This is a genomic window from Mycolicibacter senuensis (assembly GCF_003284925.1).
Lineage (GTDB): Bacteria > Actinomycetota > Actinomycetes > Mycobacteriales > Mycobacteriaceae > Mycobacterium > Mycobacterium algericum_A.
In genome coordinates, this window is record NZ_QMEX01000118.1 from 1 (window position 1) to 11,162 (window position 11,162).

Here is an 11,162-nt window from a genome sequence, read left to right on the forward strand (position 1 = left end):
CCGGCGAGGACATCCCCGACACCACCACCGTCGGGTTCGACGCCTCCGGCCTGATCCAGTACGCGTTCGCCGGCGCCGGCATCAAGATGCCGCGAACCTCCGGCGAACAGTGCAGCGTCGGGCAGAAGGTCCCGCCCGCGCAGGCCCGAGCCGGCGACCTGCTCTGCTACGGGCCGGGCGGCACGCAAAGCGTCGCGCTGTACCTCGGCAACAATCAGATGATCGAGGGCACCAGCCCGGCGGTCACCGTATCGCCGGCGCGTACCTCCAACATGGTCCCGTATCTGACCCGGGTGATCCCCTGACACACCCGGCGGACGTCACACCTGTTGGAATGCGGTTTCCACCGCCCGGTTAGGTAGATTATCGGGCGATCATGATTGCCCTCTCCCCGCCGCGACCGGCGGCAACACCTGCTGCGGCACCCCCCGCCGGCGGGTCGGTTGCCGGATCCGTTCCGGCCGCCGGGACGGCCGCCGCGATGGGAACCCGCAAGGCGGGCTTCTACCGCCACGACCTCGATGGGCTGCGCGGCATCGCGATCGCGTTGGTGGCGGTGTTCCACGTCTGGTTCGGGCGGGTCTCCGGCGGGGTCGACGTCTTCTTGGCGCTGTCCGGGTTCTTCTTCGGCGGCAAGCTGCTGCGGGTGGCGCTGAACCCGTCCTCGTCGCTGTCCCCGGTGCCCGACCTGATCCGGCTGGTTCGGCGGCTGCTGCCCGCCCTGGTCGTGGTGCTGGCAGCCTGCGCGGCGCTGACGATATGGATCCAGCCGCAGACCCGCTGGGAGACGTTCGCCGACCAGAGCCTGGCCAGCCTCGGCTACTACCAGAACTGGGAGTTGGCGCGCACCGCCTCGGACTACCTGCGCGCCGGTGAGGCCGTCAGCCCGCTCCAACACATCTGGTCGATGTCGGTGCAGGGCCAGTTCTACCTCAGTTTCCTGCTGTTGATCTTCGGCTTCGCGTTCGCCTTCCGGCGACTGCTGCGCACCCACCTGCGCTCGGCCTTCGTGGTGCTGCTCACCGCGCTGACGGTGGCGTCGTTCTGGTACGCGATCGTCGCGCACCAGGCCAACCAGTCGCTGGCCTACTACAACAGCTTCGCCCGCGCCTGGGAACTGCTGCTCGGCGCCCTGGCCGGGGCGCTCATCCCCTACATCCGCTGGCCGATGTGGCTGCGTACCATCGTGGCCACCCTGGCGCTGGCCGCGATCCTGAGCTGTGGCGCCCTGATCGAAGGGGTGCAAGAGTTCCCCGGTCCCTGGGCGCTGGTGCCGGTCGGCGCCACGGTGGCGTTCATCCTGGCCGGAGCCAACCGCCAGGCGCACCCCAGCACCCGCGACAAACTGCCGTGGCCCAACCGGTGGCTGGCGAGCCGGCCGCTGGTGACGCTGGGGGCGATGGCCTACTCGCTGTACCTGTGGCACTGGCCGCTGCTGATCTTCTGGCTGTCCTACACCGGTAACCGGCACGCCTCGGTGCTCGAGGGCGCGGTGATCCTGCTGCTGTCCGGCGTGCTGGCCTACCTGACCACCCGGCTCGTCGAAGACCCGCTGCGCTACCGCGCTCCGGCCGGCGCCGGCGCCCCTCCGGCACGGCGCAACCCCTGGCGCAAGCCGTCGCCGGGCTGGTGGAAGCGACCGACGCTGGCGCTGGGCTCCACGGTGGTGCTGCTGGGCGTGGCCCTGACCGCGACATCGTTCACCTGGCGCGAGCACGTCACCGTCGAGCGCGCCAGCGGCAAGGAACTGGCCAAACTCAGCAAGGACGACTATCCGGGCGCCCGCGCCCTGCTCAAACACCAGCGGGTGCCCAAGCTACGGATGCGGCCCACCATCCTGGAGGCCAAGAAAGACCTGCCCCGCTCCACCCGGGACGGCTGCATCAGCACGTTCAGCAATCCGGCCCTGATCAACTGCACCTACGGCGACCCGGAGGCCAGCCGGACCGTGGCGCTGGCCGGCGGATCGCATGCCGAGCACTGGCTGCCGGCACTGGACATCCTCGGCCAGCGGCATCACTTCAAGGTGGTGACCTACCTCAAGATGGGCTGCCCGCTGTCCACCGAGAAGGTGCCGCTGATCATGGGCAACAACGCGCCTTACCCGCAATGCTACGAATGGGTGGGCAGGACCATGGACAAGCTGATCGCCGACCACCCGGACTACGTGTTCACCACCGCCACCCGGCCATGGAACATCAAACCCGGCGACGTGATGCCGGGAACCTACATCGGGATCTGGAAAAGGTTGTCCGAAAACAAGATTCCCATCCTCGGGGTACGCGACACCCCGTGGTTGGTGCGTGATGGCCAACCGTTCCAGCCGGCGGACTGCCTGGCCTCCGGCGGCGACGCGGAGTCCTGCGGCATCAAACGCTCCGAAGTCCTCGTCGACCGCAACCCCACCCTGGATTTCGTCGAACGCTTCCCGCTGCTCAAGCCGCTGGATCTGTCCGACGCCGTGTGCGACACCGATATCTGCCGCGCGGTGGAGGGCAATGTGCTGATCTATCACGACTCCCATCACCTCTCGGCGACCTACATGCGCACCATGACCGGTGAGCTCGGCCGGCAGATGGGTGCGGCCACCGGATGGTGGTGAGCCCGGTCGCCGCGGTCTGGCCAGGCCACAGCTACCCGCTCGGTGCCGTCTACGACGGGGCCGGAACCAATTTCGCGGTGTTCTCCGAGGTCGCCGAGCGCGTCGAACTATGCCTGATCGACGACCGCGACACCACCGAAACCCGCATCGGCCTCGACGAGGTCGACGGGTACGTCTGGCACGCCTATCTGCCCGGCGTCGGACCCGGTCAGCACTACGGATTCCGGGTGCACGGGCCGTTCAACCCGTCCGCGGGCCAACGCTGCGACCCCGGCAAGCTGTTGTTGGATCCCTACGGGAAGGCGTTCCACGGCGACTTCGACTTCAGCCCGGCCCTGTTCTCCTACGACCTGAACGACCCCGACGGCCCAACCGGCGATGGCCCTCCCCCTGCGCTGGACTCGTTGGGGCACACCATGACCAGCGTGGTGATCAACCCGTTCTTCGACTGGGCGGCCGACCGGGCGCCGCGCACGCCCTACCACGAGACAATCATCTACGAAGCGCACGTCAAGGGCATGACGCAGACCCATCCCGGCGTCCCGGAGGAGTTGCGCGGCACCTACGCCGGGTTGGCACACCCGGTGATCATCGATCACCTCAAGTCGCTGAGCGTGACCGCCATCGAGCTGATGCCGGTGCACCAGTTCCTGCACGATCACCGGCTGCGACAGCTGGGACTGCGAAACTACTGGGGCTACAACACCGTCGGATTTTTCGCGCCGCACAACTCCTATGCGGCCAGCCGCCAGGCCGGCGGCGCGGTGGCGGAGTTCAAGGCGATGGTGCGCACCTTCCACCAGGCCGGCATCGAGGTGATCCTCGACGTGGTCTACAACCACACCGCCGAAGGCAACCACCTGGGCCCGACGATCAACTTCCGCGGCATCGACAACGCCGCCTATTACCGGCTGTCCGATGACGATCCGCGCCTCTACACCGACTACACCGGCACCGGCAACAGTCTCAACGCCCGGCATCCGCACACCCTGCAGCTGATCATGGACTCACTGCGCTACTGGGTGACCGAGATGCACGTCGACGGGTTCCGCTTCGACCTCGCCTCGACGCTGGCCCGAGAGCTCCACGACGTCGACCGGCTTTCGGCGTTCTTCGATCTGGTGCAACAGGATCCGGTGGTGAGCCAGGTCAAGCTGATCGCCGAGCCGTGGGACGTCGGCGAAGGCGGCTATCAAGTTGGCAACTTCCCGGGGCTGTGGACGGAGTGGAACGGCAAGTACCGCGACACTGTGCGCGACTATTGGCGCGGTGTGCCGGAAACCCTCGGCGAGTTCGCCTCCCGGCTGACCGGCTCGTCGGACCTGTACGAGGCGACCGGCCGGCGTCCCGGCGCCAGCATCAACTTCGTCACCTGCCATGACGGTTTCACGCTGGCGGATCTGGTGTCCTACAACGAGAAACACAACGAGGCCAACGGCGAGAACAACCGGGACGGCGAGAGCTACAACCGATCGTGGAACTGCGGCGTCGAGGGGCCGACCGACGACGCCGCCATCCTGGCGTTGCGCGCGCACCAGGTCCGCAACATCATGGCCACCCTGCTGATCAGCCAGGGCACGCCGATGATCGCCCACGGCGACGAGCTGGGCCGCACCCAGCACGGCAACAACAATGTCTACTGTCAGGACTCCGAGCTGTCGTGGATGGACTGGTCGCTGGTCGACAAGAACGCCGACCTGCTGGCGTTCACCCGGGCGTTGACGGCGCTGCGCACCGCACACCCGGTGTTCCGGCGACGGCGGTTCTTGCAGGGCCGACCGATCCGCGGCGGTGACGAGGTGCGCGACATCGCCTGGCTGACCCCGGCCGGGCACGAGATGACCCAGCAGGACTGGGACAGCGAATTCGGCAGGTGCGTCATGGTTTTCCTCAACGGCGAGGCACTGCCCGAACCCGACGCCCACGGCCGGCGCATCGTCGACGACTCGTTTCTGCTGTGCTTCAACGCCGGCGAGACACCGGTGGACTTCGTCACCCCTGACAGCGGCTACGCACTGGGCTGGCACGCGGTGATCGACACCGCCGACGCCGCCGGCCGCAGCGAGCTGTCGGTTGAGGCGGGACATACCGTCGCCGTGGCGGCACGCTCGCTGATCATCTTGTGCAAGAGCCGCTGAGGCACTAAGCGGTCCGCCGCCCGCGGTAGCGGATACCGGCCAGCTGCGGAACCCGATACGGGCTGCGCAGCCGGCGGGTCCGGTGCCCGTGGCCGCGCAGCTGATAGCGGCCGAGTTCCCGGCGCACCGAGGGCGCCAGCAGCGGGCCCAACACCGCGCCGGCACCGAGTGCCAACGCCAGCCCGATCGCCAGGCCCACCGTCCCCCCGGCATTGGGGTGCCCGTTGACGAACTGCACGAAGCCGCGGAACAAGGTCAGCCCGGGGACCAGCGGAATGATGCCCGCCATGATGATCACCAGCGGCGTCACCCGCAGCCGGGGCGCCAGCAGGGTGCCGACCAGACCGGTCGCCGCGGCCGCTAGGAACGAGCCGGCAATGGGGTCGGCGTCCACCAGTCGCAGTCCGAACACCAGCAACGTGGCGGTCGCCCCGGCAAGACCTGCCGCCAACGCCGCCTTGAGCTGCGCGTAGCCGGCTATCGCGGCGGCCGCAGCGCCCATGGCGCCCGCCAGCACGTACACCGGCATACTCAGCACCGCGACCGGCAGCTCGGCGCTCACCCGGACTTGGGCGCCGAACCAGCCACCGATGCGCACCGCGATGGACACGCCGACCAGGATGCCCGCCGACGAGAGCAGGATGTCCATGCCCCGCGAGACCGCGGTCAGCTGGTAGCCGGTGATGGCGTCCTGCACCGAGCCGACGGTGGCCAGCCCCGACAACAGCACCACGATGTTGGCGGCCACCACCGGTGACACCGACGCGCCGGCGGGCAGCCAGCCGACGGCGTGCACCACGATGGCTACGCCGGTGGCCACCGCTGCGGCGACCACCTGCTGGAACAGCAGCGGTAGCCGCCAGCCGTTGAGCACCCGGCCGACCCGGTCGATCAGCGCGGTGGTGGCCGCCGAGATCATGGCAATCACCGGCCCGGCGCCGATCAGCACCGAGAAGCAACCGGCCATGACCGCCCAGCCGGCGGTGGCCACCCACCGCGGATAGGGATGGTCGGCCCGGCTCACGAGGTCCAGCTGCTGCTGCACCCACTCGGGATCGGGCGTGGTCGTGACGACATGCTCGGCGAGGTCGGTGGCCAGCTGCAGCCGGGTGTAGTCCAGCGAGCGCGACTGCACCAGATACATCGCCGTGACCGGGGCGCCCGGCACCCCACGAGGCACCGACACCCTGATCGAGTTCGCCATGATGTCCACCTGGGTCTGTGGCAGCCCGTAGGCGGTCGCGATCGAGAGCATGCTGGAGGCGACATCGGCGGTTCCGGCCTGCGATCCCAACAGCAGCTGCCCGAACCGCAGGGCGATGTCGAGCACCCGCCGAACATCGGTTTCATCCATACTCATCGTCTTCGATGACACCATGCCCGTCGGCTACCCGCTCGGTGACCCTGGGTCACCTACGTTGCCGGATCCGACGCTCAGAGCAGGTAGCGATACGCCGGCGAGCCGGGCTCCAGCGGCTCGACGTGGATCTGCGAGGAGCGCATCCTGGCCAGCAGACCACCGAGATCCGCCGCCGAGCCCAATTGAATTCCGACCAGGGCCTCGCCGGTTTCCCGGTTGTTGCGCTTGACGTATTCGAACAGCGTGACGTCGTCGCCGGGGCCGAGAACCTCGTCGAGGAACCGCCGCAACGCGCCCGGCTCCTGGGGAAAATCGACCAGGAAGTAGTGCTTGAGGCCGAGGTGGACCAGCGAACGTTCCAGGATCTCGCCGTAGCGCGATACGTCGTTGTTCCCGCCGGAGATCAGGCAGACCACGGTGGACCCGGCCGTGATGTCGGCCTCGAGCAGCCCGGCCACCGACAGCGCACCCGCCGGCTCGGCGATGATGCCCTCGTTCTGGTAGAGGTCGAGCATCGCGGTGCACACCGCGCCCTCGTCGACCGTGGTGACCGACACCATGTCGCCGGCGGCGGCCAGCGCGGCGTAGGGCAGGGCGCCGGCGCGCTTGACGGCGGCGCCGTCGACGAACTGGTCGACGGTGTCCAGGGTCACCAGTTCGCCGGCGGCCAGGGCGGCCATCATCGAGGCCGCCCCGGCCGGTTCGATGCCCAGCACCGCACTTTCGGCGGTCCGCTCCGCGAGGTAACTGGTGATCCCGGCGATACAGCCGCCGCCGCCGACCGGAACGACGACCAGGTCCGGTTCCGTGTCGAGCTGGTTGAGGATCTCCACGGCGATGGTGCCCTGGCCCGCCATCGTCCGCAGGTCGTCGTAGGGCGGCACCAATGTGGCCCCGGTGCGGGCCACGTCTGCCAGTGCCGCCTCCGCAGCCATGTCGTACGTCGCCCCGCCGACGATCAGCTCGATGAACTCGCCGCCGTGGTAGCGGATCCGGTCGCGCTTCTGCTTGGGAGTCTTGGCCGGCACGTACACCCGGCCGCGAATGCCCAGCGACCGGCAGGCGTAGGCGAAGCCCTGCGCGTGGTTTCCGGCCGATGAGCACACCACGCCGGCGGCGATCTCATCGGCGGTCAACTGCACCAGCAGGTTGTAGGCTCCGCGCAGCTTGTAGGACCGCACCGACTGCAGGTCTTCCCGCTTGAGGTACACCGTGGCACCGGTGATCTCCGAGAGCCGGTCGCTGAGCTGCAGCGGAGTCGGCGCCACCACGCCGGCGATTCGCTGGGCCGCCACGTCGATATCGGCCGCGGTCAGCGGGCAGGCGTTGGAGCCACGGTTCTGGCGCAGTTCGGCGGACACCGCAATATGATGCCACCCAGCAGCGGGTTCACCCCACCGGGGTCAGCACGAACACCGGGATTTCGCGGTCCGTCTTCTTCTGGTACTCGGCGTAGTCCGGCCAGGCGGCCACCGCGCGCTCCCACCACTGCGCCTTCTCATCGCCGAACACCTCGCGGGCGTCGTAGTCGCCGGTGACGGTGCCGTCCTGCAGTTCGACCCGCGGGTTCTTGACGACGTTGTGGTACCAGACCGGGTGCTTGGGCGCGCCGCCCAGCGAGGCGACGATCGCGTACTGTCCGTTGTGCTCCACCCTCATCAACGGGGTCTTGCGCAGCTTGCCGGTCTTGGCTCCCACGGTGGTCAGCAGCACCACCGGCTTGCCCTTCATCTCGGTGCCCTCGGTGCCACCGGAAGCCAGGTACTTCTCGGCGTTCTCCCGGGACCAATCCAACGGGCTGGGTGCGTATTCTCCGCTCAGAGGCATGCCGTCCAGACTAGACCGGCGCCGCAACACGGCCGGCCGTCTGTGGAGTTTCGGGTGGTCGAACAATTGGTTATCGCGTACCGTTAACGGCATGACGACCGCCGAGCGCCCACGGCACCAGGTGCCGATCGCCGGGGTGCCATGGCCGGCCTACAAGCTGGTCGCGCTGGCGGTCGGGTTGGCCACCCTGCTGGTCGTCGGCGCGGCTACGGCCAGTGCCGCGGCCGCGGTGCTGAGCGCCGCCGGGGTCTGCACCGCGCTATGGCTGGTGCTGGGCCGGAAGCAGGGCTAGTCCGCCGCATCGCCCCGCGGTGCGTCACCCCGGCGACGGTCGGTCATACACCAGGACATCACCGTCGACCCGCGCTTCTGCCATCGGGCGGTGTTCCCGCAGCTTTCCGTCGTGCATCAGGTGACACACCGGCACGCCGTGGATCAGCGTGAGGTAATCCGCGATCAGCTTCCGATGGCATCGCCACCACACGGTCTCCGCGCACATCACCGCGACCTGCCGGTCGGCCGCTTCGGCCAGCAGGTCGGCGACGCCGTCCCGAAAGTCGTCGGTGCGCATATAGCCTGCATAGGAGCGGAATGAATCATTGCGCAGTCCGACATCGGGACTGTCGCCGCTGCGCCGCCGCCAACCGCCCAACCGCGGCTCCCAGCGATAGCCGATGCCGGCTTCGGGCAGCCACTGCTGCATCGCCTCGCGTGCGCTGTCGGGATTGCGGCGGCTGCCCGGTGCGCTGCGCACGTCGACCAGACGGCGCACCCCGGCGCCGGTCAGCAGGTTCGTGATCTCCGCTGCCTCCGCGGTGCCGTGTCCGAACGTGAAAATCGCCGTGGTGCTCCCCCTCAGACGGCTGTCGCCGGGCGGGCATCTTCGCTGCCCGCCGGCTGATGGATGTGCGGTGCGGGTTCGGATGCGTAGAGCGCCTCGATCTCGTCGGCGTACTTTGCCGCTATCGGCCCGCGTTTGAGCTTCATGGTGAGTGTGACCTCCTCACCGCCGGGCTCCCACAGCGTGGGCAACACCCGGAAGCGCTTGATCTGCTCGACCCGCGAGAGTTTGGCGTTGCCGGCGGCCACTCCGGCGGCGATCTGTGCGATCACCGCCGGGTCGGCGGCCAGCGCCGCAGGTGTCGCCTCCGGCAAGCCGTGCGCGGCCGCATACGGGCCGACCGAGTCGGCGTCGAACACCAGCAGGGCGGTGTTGTAGGGCCGGGACTCCCCGATGGTGACCATCGCCCCGATCATCGGGCAGGACGCCAGGATGGCGTTCTCGATGTACGCCGGGGACATGTTCTTGCCCGCGGCGTTGATGATCAGCTCCTTCTTGCGGTCGACCACGCGCAGATAGCCTTCGGCGTCTTCCTCGAGGATGTCGCCGGTGTGCAGCCAGCCGTCGGCGTCGATCGCCTCGGCGGTCTTGGCCGCCTCCTTGCGGTAGCCCCGCATCACCAGCGGCCCCCGCACCAGGAACTCGCCGTCGTCGGCGATGCGACTTTCCAGCCCGGGCAACAACTTTCCGACGGTGCCGAGCCGGGCATCGCGAGGATGGGTGGTCGAGGCGACGCAGCTGAGCTCCGACATGCCCCAGACCTCGCTGATCGGAATGCCGATCCCGGCGAAGAATCCCAGCGTCTCCCTGGGAATCGGCGCCGCGCCCGACACCGCCCACCGCAGTTCGCCGAAGCCCAGCTCGGCTCGAAGTTTCGACAGCACCAGTTCGTCGGCCTGCGACCACTCGGCGGCCACGGCTTCGGGAACCGGCTCGCCGCCGATCAGCGCCGCGGCGCGTTTGGCGCCTACCGTCAGCGCCCATCGCAGTGCGGCGCGACGGTCCTCGTCCGGCTCGGCACCGACCGCGAACTCGACGGCAGCCTTGAGCTTCTCCCAGACCCGCGGTACGGCGCCCCAGATGGTGGGACGCACGTCGGGCAGGGCGGCCCCGATGGCCCGGACGTCGGGAACGACGGTGATCTGGACACCGAAGATCTCCTGGTTGTAGAGCCCCATCGCCCGGTCGGCGATATGCGCCGACGGCAGGTAGGAGGTGATCCGGTCACCGAAGCGCACCCCGAGGACCGCATCGAGCGCCGCCGCCTCGAACAGCAGGTTGGTATGGGTCATCTCCACCCCTTTGGGGGCGCCGGTGGTGCCCGAGGTGTAGATCAGGGTGATGACGTCGTCGGGTTGCACTGCCCGCCAACTGGATTCGAAGTCGAAATCGGGGCGCCCGGCGGCCAGCAGATCCGCAGGCGACAAGGTGCCGTCCGGATGGCCGTCGAGGCACACGATGTGTTCGACCGGGGCACCGCTGGACCGGATCGTCTCGATATAGGCGTGCTCGCAGATCACCACCTTGGTGCCGGCGTTGCCGAGCTGATGGCCGAGCTGCTCGGCGGGCAGCGTGTTGTACACCGAGAACGACGTGGCGCCGGCGTGCTGAGCGCCGACCTCGAGCGGGTAGAACTCGATCCGGTTCGCCATCATCAGCGACACCGTGTCCCCGCGGCGCACCCCGAGGCCGGCCAATCCGGCCGCGACGTGGCGCACCTGCGCCGCATACTCGCGCCAGGTGAGCGTCTGCCCACCGCCGACGGTCCGCAGTGCCACCCCGTCGGGGTCGATAGCGGCCGTGCGCTGAAACGCCTCGCACAGGGTCGTCGCCGGCGGTGTCCCTGTCATCTGCTCCTCCTGTCGTCGGCGGGCTCAGCGGCGATGGACCCGTTCCAGATACGCCATCGCCGAGGCCTGCGATTCGGTGTCGTGCACCGCGGTGACCAGCGCGTCGGCGTCGTTCCAGCTGCGCGCGGTGCCCACCATGCCCTCGGTGACCGCGTTGACCTGGCGCTTGGTGCCGCCCAGGGTGAGCGCGGACTTGCCGGTCAACTGGCCGACCAACGCCTCGACCTCGGCGTCCAGGTCCGCCTCGGCGACCACCCGGTTGATGAAGCCGGCCGCCTTCGCCTCGTCGGCGCCGAACGCCCGGCAGGTCATCACCAGCTCCTTGGTCAGCGCGGGCCCGATCTCGCGGACCAACCGCGGGATGCCGCCCCAGGCCAGCGGGATCCCCAGATCGACCTCCGGTATCGAAAACCGGGTGTCGGCAGCGGCCACCCGCAGATCGCAGGCCGCGGCCAGCACGACGCCGCCACCGACGCAGTGACCGTGCAGCCGCGCCACCGTCACCGCTCGCATCGCTTCGATCGCATCGGCCATCCGCCGACCG

At 68.9% G+C, this 11,162-nt stretch carries 10 protein-coding genes; 4 read left to right on the forward strand and 6 right to left on the reverse strand.

What is annotated here, in order from left to right:
- The 3 genes from DQP56_RS19115 to glgX all read left to right on the forward strand — a co-directional run.
- Positions 1-305, forward strand: a 305-nt coding sequence (locus tag DQP56_RS19115) for an NlpC/P60 family protein (protein ID WP_133258973.1), incomplete at its 5' end; no start/stop codon positions are given.
- 71 nt (positions 306-376) lie between these two features.
- Positions 377-2,602 carry an acetyltransferase SucT gene (sucT, locus tag DQP56_RS19120; RefSeq protein ID WP_112688117.1) on the forward strand — a complete coding sequence of 742 codons (2,226 nt, stop codon included), beginning with the start codon at positions 377-379 and terminating at the stop codon, positions 2,600-2,602.
- On the forward strand, positions 2,593-4,740 hold the full coding sequence (glgX, locus tag DQP56_RS19125) for a glycogen debranching protein GlgX (protein ID WP_112688119.1): 2,148 nt from the start codon (positions 2,593-2,595) through the stop codon (positions 4,738-4,740). The genes sucT and glgX overlap by 10 nt, the downstream gene beginning before the upstream one ends.
- A 4-nt stretch (positions 4,741-4,744) precedes the next feature.
- On the opposite strand, the gene DQP56_RS19130 is transcribed toward glgX, so the two are convergent.
- The 3 genes from DQP56_RS19130 to DQP56_RS19140 form a co-directional block, all read right to left on the reverse strand.
- Complete coding sequence (locus DQP56_RS19130) at positions 4,745-6,100, reverse strand: threonine/serine exporter family protein (protein ID WP_234825731.1); 1,356 nt, start codon at positions 6,098-6,100, stop codon at positions 4,745-4,747.
- A gap of 74 nt (positions 6,101-6,174) precedes the next feature.
- Entirely contained in the window at positions 6,175-7,461 is a 1,287-nt protein-coding gene (ilvA, locus tag DQP56_RS19135) for a threonine ammonia-lyase IlvA (protein WP_112688123.1), read from the reverse strand.
- A gap of 28 nt (positions 7,462-7,489) precedes the next feature.
- A complete protein-coding gene (locus DQP56_RS19140) occupies positions 7,490-7,927 on the reverse strand; it encodes a nitroreductase family deazaflavin-dependent oxidoreductase (RefSeq protein WP_112688126.1) in 438 nt (145 codons plus the stop codon).
- Between the two features lie 91 nt (positions 7,928-8,018).
- Between DQP56_RS19140 and DQP56_RS19145 the strand changes: the two genes are divergently transcribed.
- Positions 8,019-8,219, forward strand: a complete 201-nt coding sequence (locus DQP56_RS19145; RefSeq protein ID WP_112688129.1) for a hypothetical protein — start codon at positions 8,019-8,021, stop codon at positions 8,217-8,219.
- A 24-nt stretch (positions 8,220-8,243) separates the two neighbouring features.
- Here DQP56_RS19145 and DQP56_RS19150 read toward each other — a convergent pair whose 3' ends face one another.
- The 3 genes from DQP56_RS19150 to DQP56_RS19160 form a co-directional block, all read right to left on the reverse strand.
- The gene (locus DQP56_RS19150) at positions 8,244-8,699 is read right to left on the reverse strand and encodes a DUF488 domain-containing protein (RefSeq protein WP_234825732.1); all 456 of its coding nucleotides are present in this window, start codon (positions 8,697-8,699) and stop codon (positions 8,244-8,246) included.
- Positions 8,700-8,782: 83 nt separating this feature from the next.
- Positions 8,783-10,618 (reverse strand): fatty acid--CoA ligase FadD11, encoded by a 1,836-nt coding sequence (fadD11, locus tag DQP56_RS19155; RefSeq protein ID WP_112688134.1) that lies wholly within the window; start codon positions 10,616-10,618, stop codon positions 8,783-8,785.
- A gap of 24 nt (positions 10,619-10,642) precedes the next feature.
- Positions 10,643-11,162 (reverse strand): enoyl-CoA hydratase/isomerase family protein (locus DQP56_RS19160; protein ID WP_133258974.1); only part of this gene is annotated, 520 nt, incomplete at its 5' end.

Coding starts and splice junctions, on each gene's coding strand:
- sucT (WP_112688117.1), top strand. CDS start 377: ATGATTGCCCTCTCCCCGCCGCGACCGGCGGCAACACCTGCTGCGGCA.
- glgX (WP_112688119.1), top strand. CDS start 2,593: ATGGTGGTGAGCCCGGTCGCCGCGGTCTGGCCAGGCCACAGCTACCCG.
- DQP56_RS19130 (WP_234825731.1), bottom strand. CDS start 6,100: ATGAGTATGGATGAAACCGATGTTCGGCGGGTGCTCGACATCGCCCTG.
- DQP56_RS19140 (WP_112688126.1), bottom strand. CDS start 7,927: ATGCCTCTGAGCGGAGAATACGCACCCAGCCCGTTGGATTGGTCCCGG.
- DQP56_RS19145 (WP_112688129.1), top strand. CDS start 8,019: ATGACGACCGCCGAGCGCCCACGGCACCAGGTGCCGATCGCCGGGGTG.
- fadD11 (WP_112688134.1), bottom strand. CDS start 10,618: ATGACAGGGACACCGCCGGCGACGACCCTGTGCGAGGCGTTTCAGCGC.